This window comes from Pseudoselenomonas ruminantium (genome assembly GCF_900113715.1).
GTDB lineage: Bacteria > Bacillota > Negativicutes > Selenomonadales > Selenomonadaceae > Selenomonas_A > Selenomonas_A caprae.
In genome coordinates this window covers 1-17,304 of sequence record NZ_FOQK01000029.1, presented here as the reverse complement: position 1 = coordinate 17,304, position 17,304 = coordinate 1, and the positions used below count along the sequence as shown (strand labels likewise).

Annotated in this window: 15 protein-coding genes; 2 read left to right on the top strand and 13 right to left on the bottom strand. The window is 55.9% G+C overall.

The features are described 5' to 3' along the window. Positions 1 to 12: 12 nt before the first annotated feature. The 6 genes from ilvB to ilvN all read right to left on the bottom strand — a co-directional run bounded on the left by ilvB (position 13) and on the right by ilvN (position 6,156). A complete protein-coding gene (ilvB, locus tag BM181_RS12855; protein ID WP_075445550.1) occupies positions 13 to 1,677 on the bottom strand; it encodes a biosynthetic-type acetolactate synthase large subunit in 1,665 nt (554 codons plus the stop codon). A 38-nt stretch (positions 1,678 to 1,715) separates the two neighbouring features. After that, the gene (leuB, locus tag BM181_RS12850) at positions 1,716 to 2,783 is read right to left on the bottom strand and encodes a 3-isopropylmalate dehydrogenase (protein WP_075445549.1); all 1,068 of its coding nucleotides are present in this window, start codon (positions 2,781 to 2,783) and stop codon (positions 1,716 to 1,718) included. 2 nt (positions 2,784 to 2,785) lie between these two features. Next, positions 2,786 to 3,274: a 3-isopropylmalate dehydratase small subunit gene (locus BM181_RS12845; protein ID WP_075445548.1), complete on the bottom strand. Its 489-nt coding sequence runs from the start codon at positions 3,272 to 3,274 to the stop codon at positions 2,786 to 2,788. A gap of 1 nt (position 3,275) precedes the next feature. Then, positions 3,276 to 4,538, bottom strand: coding sequence for a 3-isopropylmalate dehydratase large subunit (gene leuC, locus BM181_RS12840; RefSeq protein ID WP_075445547.1), 1,263 nt, complete (start codon positions 4,536 to 4,538; stop codon positions 3,276 to 3,278). Between the two features lie 90 nt (positions 4,539 to 4,628). Further along, a complete protein-coding gene (gene ilvC / locus BM181_RS12835) occupies positions 4,629 to 5,645 on the bottom strand; it encodes a ketol-acid reductoisomerase (protein WP_075445546.1) in 1,017 nt (338 codons plus the stop codon). Next, positions 5,626 to 6,156: an acetolactate synthase small subunit gene (gene ilvN, locus BM181_RS12830; RefSeq protein WP_075445545.1), complete on the bottom strand. Its 531-nt coding sequence runs from the start codon at positions 6,154 to 6,156 to the stop codon at positions 5,626 to 5,628. The genes ilvC and ilvN overlap by 20 nt, the downstream gene beginning before the upstream one ends. Before the next feature lie 369 nt (positions 6,157 to 6,525). Between ilvN and mutY the strand changes: the two genes are divergently transcribed. Both mutY and BM181_RS15680 read left to right on the top strand, forming a co-directional pair. After that, positions 6,526 to 7,620, top strand: coding sequence for an A/G-specific adenine glycosylase (gene mutY, locus BM181_RS12825; protein WP_143092200.1), 1,095 nt, complete (start codon positions 6,526 to 6,528; stop codon positions 7,618 to 7,620). A 122-nt stretch (positions 7,621 to 7,742) separates the two neighbouring features. Next, positions 7,743 to 9,806: a methyl-accepting chemotaxis protein gene (locus BM181_RS15680; protein ID WP_075445544.1), complete on the top strand. Its 2,064-nt coding sequence runs from the start codon at positions 7,743 to 7,745 to the stop codon at positions 9,804 to 9,806. A 90-nt stretch (positions 9,807 to 9,896) separates the two neighbouring features. Here BM181_RS15680 and BM181_RS12815 read toward each other — a convergent pair whose 3' ends face one another. The 7 genes from BM181_RS12815 to galU all read right to left on the bottom strand — a co-directional run bounded on the left by BM181_RS12815 (position 9,897) and on the right by galU (position 16,780). Next, positions 9,897 to 11,999, bottom strand: coding sequence for a heavy metal translocating P-type ATPase (locus tag BM181_RS12815; protein WP_256211385.1), 2,103 nt, complete (start codon positions 11,997 to 11,999; stop codon positions 9,897 to 9,899). After that, positions 11,996 to 12,604: an HMA2 domain-containing protein gene (locus BM181_RS12810; RefSeq protein WP_075445542.1), complete on the bottom strand. Its 609-nt coding sequence runs from the start codon at positions 12,602 to 12,604 to the stop codon at positions 11,996 to 11,998. Before BM181_RS12810 ends, BM181_RS12815 begins: the two co-directional genes overlap by 4 nt. Position 12,605: 1 nt before the next feature. Next, a complete protein-coding gene (locus tag BM181_RS12805) occupies positions 12,606 to 12,905 on the bottom strand; it encodes an HMA2 domain-containing protein (RefSeq protein WP_075445541.1) in 300 nt (99 codons plus the stop codon). 84 nt (positions 12,906 to 12,989) lie between these two features. Next, positions 12,990 to 13,196, bottom strand: coding sequence for a 50S ribosomal protein L9 (locus tag BM181_RS12800; RefSeq protein WP_075445540.1), 207 nt, complete (start codon positions 13,194 to 13,196; stop codon positions 12,990 to 12,992). A gap of 155 nt (positions 13,197 to 13,351) precedes the next feature. After that, on the bottom strand, positions 13,352 to 14,659 hold the full coding sequence (locus tag BM181_RS12795; protein ID WP_075445539.1) for a DUF445 domain-containing protein: 1,308 nt from the start codon (positions 14,657 to 14,659) through the stop codon (positions 13,352 to 13,354). Then, complete coding sequence (locus tag BM181_RS12790) at positions 14,656 to 15,894, bottom strand: DUF445 domain-containing protein (protein ID WP_075445538.1); 1,239 nt, start codon at positions 15,892 to 15,894, stop codon at positions 14,656 to 14,658. Before BM181_RS12790 ends, BM181_RS12795 begins: the two co-directional genes overlap by 4 nt. Before the next feature lie 10 nt (positions 15,895 to 15,904). Next, complete coding sequence (gene galU, locus BM181_RS12785; protein ID WP_075445537.1) at positions 15,905 to 16,780, bottom strand: UTP--glucose-1-phosphate uridylyltransferase GalU; 876 nt, start codon at positions 16,778 to 16,780, stop codon at positions 15,905 to 15,907. Positions 16,781 to 17,304: the final 524 nt, after the last annotated feature.

The following is a 17,304-nucleotide window of genomic DNA, read 5'->3' as shown; positions in this document are numbered from 1 at the left end:
TTTACATAGACATCACTTGAAATCCACGAATTCATCGATGCGGGCGCCGCCTTTTATCATCGGCTCGACAAAACTGCGCCAGACATTGAGCACGATGACCCTTGGATGGTCTTTATCTGCCAGTGCATGCTGCAAGGCCGCAGCGAACTCCTCCTGCGTGGACACTGTCTCAGCCTCGATGCCGAAACTCTTGGCATAGGCTGCATAGTCCATCGGATAGTCAAACTCGCAGGCGATATAGCGCTCTTTGTACATGACTTTCTGCAGCTGGCGGATCATGCCCAGACTCGTATTGTTGACGATAAGCGATACAATGGGCAGCTGCAGGCGCGCAATCGTATAGAACTCATTGCCCGTCATCTTGATGCCGCCGTCGCCTGCAACATGGACAACACGGCGCGTATCACCATAGGCCAGCTGGGCTCCCATCGCTGCTGGCAAGCCAAAGCCCATCGTCCCCAAACCGCCTGAGGTCAGCCAGGTACGCGGCTCCTCGACATGCAGATGCAGTGCCGCCCACATCTGGTGCTGGCCCACATCGGTGGCAAAAGCAAACGGCCTGCCCTTTGTCATAAGTGCCACCTGATGCATTGCCCAGGGAACGGTCAAGCGGTTCTGGTGGTAGTCGTATTCGTACGTCTCACGCCAGGCATGGATCTTCTCCCACCATTCAGCCAGGTCACCATTGGGTTCATGCTTCATCAACAGGGCAAGGATCGACTTCATATCCCCAGCCAGCCCCAATGAATTGCCGATATTCTTGTCGATCTCAGCAGGATCGATATCGATATGGATGAACTTCGTATCCTGCGTGTATTTCTTGACATTGCCCGTCTGGCGGTCGCCGAAGCGGCTGCCGATGGCCACGACAAGATCTGCGGCGGCGATCGCATGATTGGCAGCCTTCTCGCCATGCATCCCGGCAAAGCCCAAGGACTGGGGATGCGAGCGCGGGATTGCGCCCAGTCCCATCAGCGTATGCGCCACCGGCAGATGGTACTTCTCCACAAACGCCATCACTTCGGCCGAGGCTCCGGCTGAGACCACACCGCCGCCCACGATCGCCACCGGCTGCTTGGCCGTAGCGATTTCCCGGGCTGCCTCAGCTGCACAGATCAGGAAATCCGCATCCGGCTTGCCAGCAGGCTTTGTTTCAGCCGCCAGCGGCTCGTAGTCTACCTCTGCAAAGAACAGATCCCGCGGCACATCGACAAGCACGGGGCCTGGCCGCCCCTTGCGCGCCAGCCGGAAGGCCTCACGGATCGTCGGCACGAGCTGCCGGGCATCCTTGACCTTATAGTTATGCTTCGTGATGGGCATCGTGACATCGAGGATATCGGTCTCCTGGAAAGCATCTCTGCCCAAGAGGGCCGTGTCCACCTGTCCTGTGATCGCCACGATAGGAATCGAGTCCATGAACGCCGTCGCGATCCCCGTAACCAGATTCGTGGCCCCCGGCCCCGAAGTCGCGATGCAGACCCCGACCTTCCCCGACGCCCGCGCATAACCATCGGCTGCATGCGCAGCGTTCTGCTCATGCGTCACGAGCACCTGGTGGATCTCTTTGTCATCGTAAAATGCGTCATACAGCGGCAGGATCATGCCGCCTGGATAGCCGAATACGGTATCAACGCCCTGCTCCTTGAGGCAGGCCGCTACTGCTTGTGCTCCCTTCAAACGATCGCCTCCTAACAGCCTACCCCCATGAGGAAGACTCAAATCCGCTGACAAATCAGCCGTGTAATCTCTTCGGTATTGGCCTTCGAAAATCCTTCTTTCCAGAGATCCGGCGTGCGATATCCATCCGCCAGCGTCTTGTCCACCGCTTTTTCGATGGCTTTGGCCGCCTCTTCCTCATGCAGCGAATAGCGCAGCAGCATCGCTGCCGACAGGATCGTCCCCATCGGGTTGGCGATGCCCTTGCCGGCGATGTCGGGAGCACTGCCGTGAATCGGCTCATAAAGACTCGTGCAGGTGCCGATAGATGCCGACGGCATCATGCCGATCGAACCACCGACAACAGCCGCCTCATCAGACAGGATATCGCCAAACAGGTTGCCCGTCACGATGACATCGAACTGCGTCGGGCGGATAGCCAGCTGCATGGCACAGTTGTCAACGTAGAGGTTGTTGAGTTCAACCTCCTGATGCTCCTCAGCCACTTTAGCCACTGTACGGCGCCAGAGACGCGACGTCGCCAGCACATTGGCCTTGTCGACCGACGTGACCTTGCCACGGCGCAGCTTGGCCGTCGCAAAGGCGAGCTTGGCGATGCGCTCGACTTCAGGGACGGAATAGTTCTCCAGATCCCAAGCCCGCTCAGTGCCATCATGCTGCTCCGACTCACATTTCTCGCCGAAATAGATGCCGCCGACCAGTTCGCGTACGATAACAAGATCCACACCACGAACGAGCTCTGGCTTGAGCGGCGAATAATCCACCAAGGCATCGGCCACCTTGACCGGACGCAGATTCGCATAAAGATCCAGATTCTTGCGCAGGCCCAGGATGGCCTTTTCGGGACGCAGTGCCGGATCGACATCATCCCATTTATCGCCGCCCACAGCACCAAACAGCACGGCGTCCGACGCCTTGCAGGCATCGATGGTCGACTGGGGCAGCGGAGTGCCGAACTTATCATAGGCCGTGCCGCCCGCATCGTGATACTCATACGCGAGGCCCAGCCCGAATTTTCCATCCACCGTCTTGAGGACCTCGACCGCAGCATCGGTGATCTCCTTGCCGATGCCGTCGCCAGGGATTACAGTAATCTTATATGACATGATCAGTTCTTCTCCTTGATGTAGTTGATAAGGCCGCCTGCCTTGGCAATATCCTGGATAAAGCCCGGCAGCGGGTTCGCATGGAAGACATCGCCCGTCGTCAGATTCTCGATGACACCAGTCGCCGTATCCACGCGCAGCTCATCGCTGGCCTTGATTTTCTCCACAGCATCGCCAATCTCTAACAAAGGCAAACCAATGTTTATGCCATTGCGGTAAAAGATGCGGGCAAAGCTCGCGGCAATGACCACAGGCACCCCCGAAGCCTTGATGGCTACCGGCGCATGCTCGCGCGAGGAGCCGCAGCCGAAGTTCTTGCCGCCGACCATAATATCACCAGCCTTGACATTCTGGGCAAAGCTCTCGTCGATATCGACCATGCAGTGGCTGGCCAATTCTTTCGGGTCGAATGTATTCAGATAACGCGCGGGGATGATGACATCCGTATCGATATTATCTCCATAGCGCCAAACTTTTCCTGCTAACTTCATCTCACTTTACCTCCTCTGCCGTGGCAATGCGTCCCAGGATCGCACTGGCTGCTGCAACGTGCGGACCAGCCAGATATACTTCGCTGTCGACATGGCCCATACGGCCGCGGAAATTGCGGTTCGTCGTCGATACGCACTTCTCGCCGGCTGCCATGATGCCCATATAGCCGCCAAGGCACGGGCCACAGGTCGGCGTCGAGACCGCACAGCCCGCATCGATGAACGCATCGATATAGCCGCGCTTCATGGACTCTTTATAGATGGCGGGACTCCCGGGGATGATGATGCAGCGGACATGGTCAGCGACCTTGTGCCCCTTGAGGATCTCCGCAGCGATCTCCATATCCTCCAGACGGCCATTCGTGCAAGAGCCGATGATGACCTGGTCGATGGCAATCGGCTCCTCGATGTCAGCCACAGCCTTCGTATTGCCCGGCAGATGCGGGAATGCTACCACTGGTTTCAGTTCATCGAGATTGATCTCGACTATCTGGACATACTGCGCATCTTCGTCTGCGGCCACCGGTTCATAGGCTTTTTTGACCCGGCCCTCGACATATTCCTTCGTGACCTCATCGAACGGGAAGATACCATTCTTGGCACCAGCCTCGATGGCCATGTTGGCAATCGTCAGGCGGTCGGTCATCGTGAGTTCCTTCACGCCTGGACCAGCGAACTCCAGCGACTTATAAAGCGCACCATCGACGCCGATCATACCGATGAGCGTCAGGATGACATCCTTGCCGTTCGTACCTGCCGGCTTCCTGCCCGTAAGATTCACCTTGATGGCCTCCGGCACCTTGAACCAGGCCTCCCCCGTAGCCATAGCCGCACCGAGGTCAGTCGAGCCCACCCCCGTCGCAAAGCCATTGACTGCTCCGTAGGTACAGGTATGGGAATCGGCGCCGATTGTCAGCATACCGGGGCCGACAATGCCCAGCTCTGGCAGGATGACATGCTCGATGCCCACACGGCCCTGCTCAAAGTAATTGACGATCTTCCATTTGTGCGCAAAATCGCGGACAGCCTTGCCAAGCTCAGCTGACTTGATATCCTTGGCCGGCTGGAAGTGATCCGGTACCAAGGCAATCTTCTCCCGATCGAACACGGGACGGCCGATCTCCTCGAATTTCTTTATCGATGGCGGCGCCGTGATATCATTGGCCAGCACCATATCCAGCTTGCAGTTGATCAGCTGGCCGGCCTTGACCGATTCCACACCCGCATGACGGGCTAGGATTTTTTCGCTCATATTCATACCCATTTGTTGCCCTCCTAGTTTGTGATTCGAATAAAGCCCTCCCCGGTGGGGGGAAGGCTTCATGAAAAGTTCTATATTCTGCTTCGTCAGCGCTTAGTCTTTAGACAGGTCAGCAGCATCGCGCAGCCACGGCATCATGTTGCGCAGCTCTGCACCGACCTTCTCGATCTGATGCTCAGCATGGAGACGGCGCTGTGCATGGAAGTTTGCACGGCCAGCAGCACGGTTCTCCAAGAGCCAGTTGCGAGCAAACGTGCCGTCCTGGATTTCCTTCAGGACTTTCTTCATCTCTTTCTTCGTCTCCTCGGTGATGATGCGCGGGCCTACCATGTAGTCACCATACTCAGCCGTATCGGAGATGGATTTGCGCATCTTCGTGAAGCCGCCCTCATAGCAGAGGTCAACGATGAGCTTCATCTCATGGAAGCACTCGAAGTATGCCATCTCAGGCGGATAGCCTGCCTCGACTAGCACCTCGAAGCCCGTCTGCATCAGCTGGCAGACACCGCCGCAGAGGACAGCCTGCTCACCGAAGAGGTCTTCCTCCGTCTCATCGCGGAACGTCGTCTGCAAGACACCGGAACGCGTAGCGCCAAGGCCTTTGGCATAAGCCAGTGCGATATCGAAGCATTTGCCCGATGCATCCTGATGGACAGCAAACACAGCCGGAACACCAGAGCCCTCCGTGTACGTGCGGCGTACGAGATGGCCCGGGCCTTTCGGAGCGACCATGAATACGTCGACATCAGCCGGCGGAACGATCTGCTGATAATGGATATTGAAGCCGTGAGCAAAGGCGAGAGCACTACCGGATTTGAGGTTCGGGGCAATCTCATTCTTGTAGACATCAGACTGTTTCTCGTCCGGAATCAGGACCATCGTAATGTCAGCCTCTTTGACTGCCTCCGCGACGTTCTTGACCGTCAGTCCATGTTCCTCGGCAACTTTCTTGGACTTGGAGCCTTCATAGAGACCGACCACAACGTCAACGCCGCTTTCCTTGAGGTTCAAGGCATGTGCATGTCCCTGGCTGCCATAGCCAATGATAGCAACTTTTTTGCCATTCAGAACTTCCCAGTTGACATCCTGATCATAATAAGTTTTTGCCATAGTACTCTCTCTCCTCACAATGTTCATAAATAGTATGTTCACCGCGCTCCAATGCGATAAGGCCGGTACGGATGACCTCGGCGATGCCGTAAGGCTTGACGAGCTTCAAGAAAGCTGTCACCTTGTCATCGCTGCCCGTTATCTCGAAGACGAGCGTAGACGATTCCACATCCACCACATGAGCCCGGAAAAGCTCGGCCATCTTCAAGACATCCAGCCGGTTCGTATCATCCGATCTGACTTTGATCAGCGTCATACCGCGGCACACAGCATTTTTTTCATCCAGGCGCTGCACGGCCTGAACCACCGGCATCTTCTCAAGCTGCTTGATCATCTGCTCAATAAGATTCTCATCCCCCTGCACTACTACGGTAATGCGCGAGTATTCCGGCCGCTCGGTCACACCTACCGACAGACTGTCGATATTGAATTCCCGTCTGGAAAACATACTTACAACCCGGACCAGCACACCAGTCTGATTCTCAACAAACACAGACAAGACATGTTTCATGCCGCTATCCCCTTTCTCCCTACCGCAGAGAGCCTGCGATACGGCCGTTTGAATATGTAATGTTGTAAAGTATGTATACATTATTGCGCCGATGGACTTTTTTGTCAATAGAAAAATGTAACATTTTTGTATTTAATTAAAGATTTTTGCTACTATATTCCTCTCTAAAAATACAATTCAGGGCCATGTCGCTTGATTTTTATGACTATTGTCCTCGTAATGCGGAGTCAAAGTTATATTCCTTACATTTTCTTGAATTATTCTGCTATTTGATAATATTTTGTCTTTTTTCTTGCTCATGGCGTTCTCCGCTGCGATATGCTAGAATAATCCGCATCACATCCGATCGTGTCAAAGGAGAATCTTGCATTGAAACCAGCACTTACGCTCAACCACGCCGATATATTGCCCGGCATCATCCAGCCGCTGCTTACCTGGTACAAAGGGCAGGCCAGCGACCGCCAGCTCCCCTGGCGGCTTTCCCCGACGCCATATCACACCTGGCTGTCAGAGATCATGCTGCAGCAGACGCGTGCAGCTGCGGTCATCCCCTACTATGAACGCTTCCTTGCCGCCCTGCCGGACATCGCCGCCCTCGCAGCCGCCGATGATGAAATGCTCATGAAGCTCTGGCAAGGGCTTGGCTACTACTCCCGGGCCCGCAATCTCAAGAAAGCTGCCCAGGTCATCGTCGCTGAGCACGGCGGCAGACTGCCCCAGGAGCATAAGGCCCTGCTTGCCCTGCCGGGCATCGGACGCTATACAGCCAGTGCCATCGGCTCCATCGCCTGGGGCAAGCCCTGGCCAGCCGTCGACGGCAATATGTTGCGCGTCATCATGCGCGTCCTCGCCTGCCCCGAGGACATCATGGCCGCCCGCACGCGGACGGCCGTCGAGAACGCCCTTGCCCCTCACTATCCGACCGGCTCCGATGCCAGCAGCCTCAATCAAGCCTTTATGGATCTTGGTGCGACGGTCTGCCTGCCCCACGGCACACCGCATTGCCCCGCCTGCCCGCTCCAGCAGCTCTGTCTTGCCCACGACAACGGACAGGAACAAAAGTACCCTGTCAGGGCAGCCGCTAAACCTCGGCGTCAGGAGGATCGCACCATCCTGCTGCTGCACCAGGGAGCAGCCTATGCCCTGCACCAGCGGCCAGCCAAAGGACTGCTGGCAGGACTATGGGAATTTCCCAATCTGCCTGGCAGGCTCTCACAACAAGATATCGAAGCCTGGCTGCAATGCCATGGCTATCGAGCCAGCCGAATCAAGCCACTGCCCGCTGCCCGCCACATCTTCTCGCATGTCGAATGGCATTTGTCCGGATGGGATATACAATTACAAGCAGACTGCCTCCAAACAGCAGAATGCCCCGCATCGCTTTTCTGGGCCTCAGCAGCTGAAATTTCCAATACTTATAGCATCCCTTCTGCCTTCACCTATTATCTCCCGTATATAAAATAAACGTCTTCTGTTGCAGGATTTTCACTTTCCATGCCGAAACTAAATATAAAGATAGTCTATGTGCCCGTCCACATCAAGTGTCAACATGTAACGACTGTCATAAAACAAAGAGGTGTTTAGAAATGATCAATCTTTTTTCTTCGGGCATGAAGAAAGCCGAAGCTGCGAGTCCCGCAGCTTCCCATGCAACCCCATCCATCCCTGCTGCCTCCACCCAGCAGGACATTAAGACCGCCTATCTCGGTAAGAATGATCTTACCGCAGTACGTCTTAAGGATTTAGCCGATGTCGCCGAGGGCTGTGCCCTGATCATGGGCTTTGTCTCGCCAGACCTCAGCATCCCGGAAGTCGCGCAAACAATCAAACGTGAAGTCCCCTCCACGACCAAGGTCATCCTCATGACGACTTCCGGTGAGCTCTGCCGTCCGCAGGGCAGCCGCTCGCTCTACTGTGAGGCACCGGACGGCCGTGCCAAGGTCTTGCTGCAGGCATTCTCCAACCGCATGATCGAATCACTGCACATTATGAGCATCCCGCTGCCGAATGATGACCTGCGCCGCGGTTCTGTCGAGATGACCGTCAACGACCGCGTCGCCGCCATCCGCCGCGAAATCGACAAGCTGCCGACGCCGTTCCGTCTCAGCGTTGCCCATTCCTTTGCCATGGTCTACATCGACGGTGCTTCGGCCTGCGAGACCTTTGTCCTGCAAGCATTGTTCGAATCCGGCAAATTCCCGATTCCATTTATCGGCGGCAGCGCAGCTGGCGACATGACCTTTACCCATACTTACATTTATGATGACAAGCAGTGCCTTGAGAACCACGCGGTCATCACGCTGGTCCGTCTCAAGAAAGCCTATCGCTATGGCATCTTCAAATCGCAGGCTGTCGAGCGCACCGGCGACGTCTTCACAGTTGGCAGCGCCAATACAGCCCTGCGCTATATCGAGACCGTCGAGGGGCCAAACGGCGAGCCTGTTTCTTTCATCGAAGCACTCAAAGACCATTTCGGCGTCAGCAGCACCCAGGAACTGCAGACGAAGCTGCAAGGCTATACCTTTGCCACCGATGTCAACGGCGAAGACTTCATCCGTACGATTTCCGGCATCGATGATGTCAATGACCGCATCAGTTTCTTCTGCGATGTCGTAACCGGCGAAAAACTTTACCTGCTAAAACGCCAGCCGCTCGAAACCACGCTTTCCCGCGATTTGCGCGCGTATACCAGCAACAAGCCCAAGGCTATCGGCGCAATCCTCAATGACTGTATCCTGCGCCGTCTCGGCTATCCCGAGGAAGTCAAGCATATGGACTTCTTCGACGATGTGCCTGTCGCTGGTTTCTCGAGCTTCGGCGAAATCGCCGGCCTGCATGTCAATGAGACACTGACTGCTATCTGCTTCTACCATGTGCCCGAAGGACAGTCATTCTCAGACGCATATGTCGATAATTTCGCCCGCAGCTATTCTGACTGCAATGCGTTCTTCTTCAAACGCATCATCGACCGTCAGAAACATACCGAGGTGCTCAAAGACAACCTCATCAATATGTTCAAAGATTATCAGGCGAAGATGCCCGGCATCGTCCAGACCATCATGCGCATGTCCGGCGATGTCGATCTCATCCAGGAAGCCATCAAGCAGCTCTCCAACGGTATCGATGAGCAGAATGGTCTCTTCAATCAGCTGACGGAGCGCAATCGCGAAATCACGCCAAAACTCGACATGCTCTCCCAAAGCACGCAGAAAATCGACGATGTCATGAAGATGATCAACGAGATTGCCGCCCAGACCAACCTGCTGGCTCTCAATGCCGCCATCGAAGCAGCCCGTGCCGGCGAGGCAGGCCGCGGCTTCTCAGTCGTCGCGCAGGAAGTCCGCAAGCTCTCAGAAAATACGCAGACCAGCCTGCATACTTCCGATGAGGCCATCAAAGTGCTGCTGCACGACGTCGCCGAAATCGACAATATCCTCTCAGCCAACAAGGACTTCGAGGATAAGATCAACGAGTTCGATGAACACTTTGCAACGGAGATGAAGAATCTCCACAAGAGTCTCAACGAAGGTGTTACACACATCCAGAAATCCACGCAGTCCATCAAAGCCCTTGAAGTCATCAACGAGCGCACAGCTGCCGAGATGGACAAGCTCACGACCATTATCCACAATATCGAAATGGGTATCTGACCTTCCTATTTCCATAAATTCCATAAAAAAAGCGCTGAAAAAGCCTGCGGCAAGCAAACCGCAGGCTTTTATCAGCGCTTTTTTTCTATTTTAGGCACGCCGATGACGTGGCAAAAATTCCCGTTTGGACGGACGCAGGATACGGCAGCTATTGAGCACCACTGCCAGCGTTGCCGTGTTGTGAATGGCTGCTGCCCAGACAGGATTGATGCGTCCGAGCGCTCCGAGCAGCATAGCCGCCGAGTTGACCAGGATTGTCGCCATGAAGTTCTGCTGCACCAGCGACATCGTCCGACGCCCCAGCTGCAATGCTTCCATAAGACGGCGCGGATCCTCCGAGTGGATCGTGACTGCCGAGGATTCGGCAGCGATATCCGTCTGCCGGCCTCCCAGCGAGACGCCGACATCAGCAAAGGCCAGCGCCGGCGCATCATTGATGCCATCGCCCACCATCATGACCGTGCCACGCTGCTTGAGCTTATTGACATAGTCGGATTTATCCTCGGGCAGGATCTCCGCATAATACGAATCGATGCCCATCTTGGCAGCGACCTCAGCCGCCACTGGCTTGGAGTCGCCCGTCAGCATGACGATCTCGTCGATACCATAGCGGCGCATCTGATTGAGCGTCTTCTTCATAGCCGGACGGATGGGGTCCTCGATGCCGATAACGCCGAGCAGACGATCATCGCAGGCAACATACAAGAGATTCTTGCTCGTCAATCCCAAGGCCAGCTGCTCCGTATCTTCAATGCCGTTTTCCATCAGGAACTTGCGGCTGCCAACGCGGACAAAACCACCCTTGCTATCCGCAAAGGCTGGTACAACAGCTTCCATGCCACGCGCAACGATGGTTTTCGTCGACTTGTGGTGCGGCGTCTGCCAGCCCTTTTCCTTGACATATTTCTGGATAGCTACAGCCAGCGGATGCACCGAGTGCTGCTCTGCCGATGCCGCGAGCAGGATAACTTCCTTTTCTTTGACATCATGTGCCGTCTTGACAAAGGAAATCTGCGGAATACCGACCGTCAATGTACCGGTCTTATCGAGCACCACCGTATCCGTCTCAGCCAGCGACTCAATGTAGTTGCCGCCCTTGACGAGGATACCGCGTTTGGCCGCTGCCCCGATAGCCGCTGAGATTGCCGTAGCTGTCGAAAGCTTCAAGCCGCAGGAGAAATCGATGAACAGCAGGTTCAACACCCGCTGCCAGTCGCGCGTAGCGCCATAGACCACAGCAGCACCGATAAACGATACCGGCACGAGCAGATTGGCCATCTGATCTGCGAAATTCTGCACGGGTGCCTTACGCGTCTGGGCCTCCTCGACGAGATGCACGATATGCGCCAGCGACGTATCCTTGCCGACCTTTTCGACGGCAATCGTCAGGCTGCCTGCCTCAACGACACTGCCCGCATAGACTGGCGATTTCACTTTCTTCATCGCCGGATTCGACTCACCCGTGATCGACGACTGATTGACCGCCGCATTGCCATCGAGCACGCGGCCATCAACGACAATCTTCTCACCTGTGTGTACGGAAATCACATCGCCGACTTTTACCTGCTCAACCGGAATCTTGCGCTCGACATCGCCTTCTACGAGCCAGACATAGTGCTGATCCAACGACAAGAGCCCCGAAATATGCGTCCGGGCACGCTCAGCAGCATAGCTTGTAAGCATTTCCGCACCATTGGACAGCGCGAGCAAAGTGAGGCTCGACTCTGGTTTGCCAGCCAGCACCGAGGCAATAACTGCTGTCGCCGTCAGCGTATCGGCATTGGGCTGACGGTCCTTGACCATGCCAGCGATACCATTGCGGATAAAGTTGCGCGCAATGCCAAGCACCAGCAGGCTGCGCAAAGCCTTCATGCTCAGGAACAGCTGCGGCGATGTCCGCTTGAGAATTTCCATGGCAGCAAAGCTGGCCAGCGAGAACAAGGCCTCACGCTGATACTCCTTGAGCAAATCGGCCGGTTTTCTTGCTGCCTCATGCGCGTCCTCGACTGCAGCGATTGCCAGCTGCTGGATGGCACGATACGGCAGGATGCCGCGATACCAGAGCTGGATGCGCTGCTCTCCCACGGACACCGCCTTTACCTGACGGAAGCTGCGGATACGCGCAGCCAGCAGCACACGCTGCTCACGGCTCAATCGTGCCTGCAGATTGATATAGCAGCTTTGGTACATCATACCGTCCGCCATCCTCTCATCAACGCCAATGCCCACCAGAGCATCTGTGCTCCCGATGGATACGTCTTCGTAAGCAGCATCTTACGCAAACCACGCAGGGCAAAAATACACGAAGCCAGTGAACTGATGTCGAAGATGCCCGACGTATGTGCCTTGATCCAGGCACTGAAGGCCCGCGCCATATTGCGCACACTGCGCGTCAGGCTGCCAGCATGGGCCTCAGCAGCTGCTGCACTCTCCTCAATCTCCTGCACCTCAGTCTTAGCCTGCGGGCGCGTAAAGACATAACGCTCGAGCCAAAGTGCCAGCGCATCCATCTTGCGCTCATCAGCAGGATCATAGGTGAACAGCAGGCTGCCGCTCGTGCTGTTCGCCGCAAAGGACGTCAAAAATGCCAGCTGGCTGAGCTTTTCCTCCAGCAGAGCCGCAAGCTCAGGTGCAAGCACAGCAGCACGATAACGGCGGCGTCCCGGCACAGCCGCGACCAAGGCCAGCGGTGCTGTCTGCACGGCAGGCTTTGCCGGCATCGGCGCCTCACCCGTAAACATCTGACGGATGTTGTTGCCAATGGCCGCTCCCATCATAAATCCCGATACAATCGACATGTCATTTCCTCCTTGCATGTGTCATGATATATTGTTCTACCTTGCAGAGTTCCGCATTCCTGCGCAGCCGCTCTGGCTGGTACTGGATCAGTATCGAGCCAGTGACCGTACTCGTCTCTACCTTATCGATTTCGGCAAACGCCCCGAGCTGCGTCCGGACCTGCTGCTCCAGGCCCGGATTATCCACGAGATTCCGGCTGTGCAAGCGCACCCTGCCCGGAATGTAAGCCGAAATCTCCACCGAACGGATGAAGATATCCAGCGAATTCGTCGGTATCTGCAAACTGTCAAATATACTCAAAACCTAACCTCTTTCTGCCTCGTGCTCCCCGTTTACACAAAGAGACTGCCAATGCTGGCAGTCTCCATTTCCTAAAAGGAAAAATCAGTTCTTTTTGGCTTCCTGAGCAGCGATGAGATCCTCAAGCTCCTCTTTCTGACGCTGAAGCTCAGCCAGCGGCAGCTCACCTGCCGGTGCAGCCTGCTGGAAAGCAGCCATCTGCTGCTGACGCTCCTGCATGAAACGATAGCCGAATACACCAGCAACCGCACCTACTGCAAGGCCGATCCAAAAATCCGTTTTCTGAAACATAACTCTTCCTCCTCAAACATAATCGCTTTTGACACGAAACAGCTTCATTTCGCGTATTATGTGTAAATCAGGCAAATCCCTGACATAACAACCGTCTTTATTATATAGCCATGGATAATGATTGTCAATGGCAATAATGCCCGCAAACCTATATTTCACGGGGCACAGAGGGCCATCAGCCCATAGAGCACCAGTCCGATTCCCGCCCCGACAATCGAGCCGTTCATGCGGATCCACAGAAGATCCGGCTCCACCTTGTCATAGACCAGATGATTGAGCTGTTCATCCGTCAGCCGCGACAGGACATTCGTGACGATGACGCCGACGAGCGTCTGGGCATGCAAAGCCGTGCGGGCAATCAGATCATAGATGAACTGCCCCACCGTATGACGAAGCTCCTCATCCTTCTCAACCAGCTGCAGCATGCGCCGGTACTCCGCCCGCAGGATCTCCTCGAGCCGTGTCCGCAGCGCCGGCATATGCTCGGCCAGCGGATCGACATGGCGCGCCTTGTCCTCAGCGAAATGACGATGCAGATGGTCCAGCGTGCGGAATACCGCCTCCTCCAGCGGCAGATCTTTGACCAGCCGGTCTTTGAGCTCATGGACCAGACGATGGAACGAGGGCTCCTGATTGAGCTCGGCGGCCTTTTCATAGAATAGCTGGAGCATCTCGCGCTGCAGCTCTGAATCCTTCTGCGCCAGGTCGTCGAGCATGGCCAGGATCTGCTGCTGCACAAGCTCTGCAGCCTCCTCGTAGTTGACGAGGTCTACGGCCCGGGCCAGCCCCATCAGGAAAGCGCCGAGGGAATTATCCTGCACCTTTTCCTCGCCGAAACGCTCAAACATAGCCGCCAAAGCCTTGCGGGTATCCTCGCCATCCACGCGCCCGCGGATATACACGGCCACACGGCTCAAGAAATCCTTATCCTTGCCCGTCTGCCGCAGCCAGCCGCCCCAAAGCGCAAAGAAGGGCTCCGGCTCAAGGGCATCCAGCGTACCGCGGAATCTGTCTGCGATCACCTTTGCCTGCGCCCGCGCATCCTGTTTCAAGAGAAAATCGCGGGCAAAATGAACGAGGCGCAGGACCAGCCGGTTCTCCGTCTCCGGCTCTGCCAGCCAGCCGAGCAGCATCGGCATGATATGCAGGCGCTCCAGATGCCGGAACACCTTGCGCCGCGAGAAGAACTCCTTCTGCACCATCGTCACCGAGGCCTGGATGAACGCCTGCCGGCGTCGCGGCAGGATGGCCGTATGATACGGGAAGCCGAGTGGCTTGCGGAAGATCGCCGTCACGGCAAACCAGTCCGCGATGCCGCCGACCAGCGCTGCCTCTGCACAGAACAAGAAGGCATCGGCGGCAGCCTTGTCCGGATACTGAAGATGCAGCACCAGTGCCACAAAGAAGATCAGCAAAGCCAGGAGAAGTGTCTTATCGGCCTTGTTCCAATCCGGCCACCTCATAGCCCCCACATCCTTTCCAGCACCATGACCACCAGATACAGCCCCATGCCGACCAGCGAACCGACCAGCGAGCCATTGATGCGGATCATCTGCAAATCATCCTGCACCTTGTTTTCGACAAACGCCACCAGCTCATCATCGGAGAACTCCGCGAGCCGTTCGCGGATGATCCCCGGAATCAGGTCATGATGCTTGGTCAGCTCGTCTTCGACAAACTGCTTGACGAACTGGTCGAAACGCCGCTGCCATGGTTCCGAATGCATGAAGTCATCGATGCGCGCATCGATGAATCCATGCACCTGCGGCAGCCAAAAGGGATCCTCTCCCTTGAGATTCACCTCCAGCCAGCGCGCCAGCCCGGACTCGATATCAAACTGTTCCAGCAGCTGCTCCTTGCGTTCCTGCAGGATAGCCCGCAGCCGCGTATCCTGGCTCAGCGCCCGCAGCATGGTTTCCAGTCCCGCTTTGACGCTGGCATAGCTTTCCGTCGGCTCAGCCAGCATCATCCGCAGCTGCTGTTGCGCCTGCTCCAGCAGCATCGCCAGTATACGCTCATCGGTGATATCCAGCGAGGCCAGCACAAAGGCCCGCCCCGCCGAATCCTTCTCATACTGCTGGCGCAGGCTCGTGATGCGCGCCAGCAGCACCTGCTGCAGCGGCTCAGAGGCCAGCAGCCGCTGGCTGATGGCCAGCAGGCTTTCCAGTATCCGCACCGAATGCTCCTCCTCGGCCATCATCTTCAGCAGATCCGCCAGGACATCCTCCAAGGCAAACGACTGCAGGCCCTCGTGGATGGCTGGCGACAGCTCCGCCGCCACCGCAGCCGTATCAATATCGGCCACGCCCCGCAGGAGTGCTGCCTCCACCACCTCATGCACGCGCTCCCGGCCACCGCGGTACGCAAGATACTCGACGAGCAGCCGTGCCGTATCCTGCTCCTCTATGACCCGCATGATATTCTCCGTGCTCAACAGGTCATCGCTGGCAAACGTCACGATAGCGTCCATGATGCGCGGGCGGTTGCGGCGCAGGATATCGGTACGGTAGGATATGCCGAGTGGTTTATGGAAGATAGCTGTCACGGCAAACCAGTCGGCCAGGCCGCCAATCGTCGCGGCCAAAAATCCGTGATGCAAAAGACCTGGCAAAAAGCCAGTGCCGCCGGCTGCCATCGTTCCGATGAAACCGGCGGCACTGATGCCTAAAGCCAGATTGGCTTTATTTTTTGTCTGCAAAAATCACACCTCAGATTCCCTTTACCAGCTCCTGCAGATACTCTTTGAACGGTGCGCCAAGGTCTTCACGGCGCAGGGCATATTCGACCGTCGCCTTGAGGAAACCGAGCTTATCGCCAACGTCATAGCGGATGCCTTCAAAGTCGTAGGCATAAACAGCATCTTCGCTGGCCAGCACTTTGAGGGCATCTGTCAGCTGGACCTCCCCGCCCTTGCCCGGCTTCGTCTGCTCAAGGATCTCAAAAATCTGCGGCTTGATGATATAGCGGCCCAATACGGCCAAACGGCTCGGCGCATCTTCCTGGGCAGGTTTCTCCACCATATCCGTTACTTTCATCAGACGTTCGTCGTCCGTCTGACTGCCAGCTACGATGCCATAAGCAGAAACCTTTTCCTCCGGCACGTTCTGGCAGCCCAGAACCGAGCCCCCCGTCGCCTCATAGACATCCATGAGCTGGCGCAGCGCTGGCTTGTCCGGATTATAGACCACATCGTCACCGAGCAGTACGGCAAACGGCTCATCGCCCATGAAGGACTTCGCACACAGGATGGCATCGCCCAAGCCGCGCATATAGCGCTGACGGATATAATGGATGTTGATGTCAGCCGTCTCCTGCACCTTCTCCAACAGATCCAATTTCCCCTTTTTGCGCAGCTCTGCCTCCAGTGCCGGCGCTCCATCAAAATGATCTTCAATAGCTCTTTTCCCGTGCCCGCTGATGATCAAGATATCCTCGATACCACTGGCCATCGCCTCTTCCACGATGTACTGGATGGTCGGTTTATCGACGATGGGCAGCATTTCCTTCGGCGTCGCCTTCGTGGCCGGCAAGAAGCGCGTACCATACCCCGCCGCCGGAATTACTGCTTTTCTGATTTTCTGCATACTGATAATCCCCTTATAAGTAAAATGTCCTAGTTTTCTTATATTATACATGAACCGCAAAAATCCTGCCACTTTCCGCCCGCAACGAAAAATAAAACAAAAAACACACCGTTTCTACTACAAAGGAGGTTCACTGGCTTTCCAGCCAGCAAACCTCCTTCACGATAAATTCCATCTTTACCATCATAATTAATAAATTGCAGTTTGTATGTTCGTGCGAGCTGAAAATAGGCTTGGAGCAGCTCAGCTTGGGTGAGGGTGGGTGCTCTTTTTCTCCGCTCCGCTAAATGACCCGCGCGGATACCCTTGTACGTACTTAGTGACATGCGCCGGGCAAGCCGGCGGCGCGCCAATACATCTAGACGTTCTAGTGATTATCTACCGCGGGCCATCCCTCACTGCGTTCGGGCAGTCGCTCCGTCTACGAAGAAAGTGTACCCACCCTCGCCCTCCGATATGTTGGAACAAGCCTGTTCCTTTCCGGCGATAGGCAACGAATTACATCGATGTGCTTGCTGCGGGAG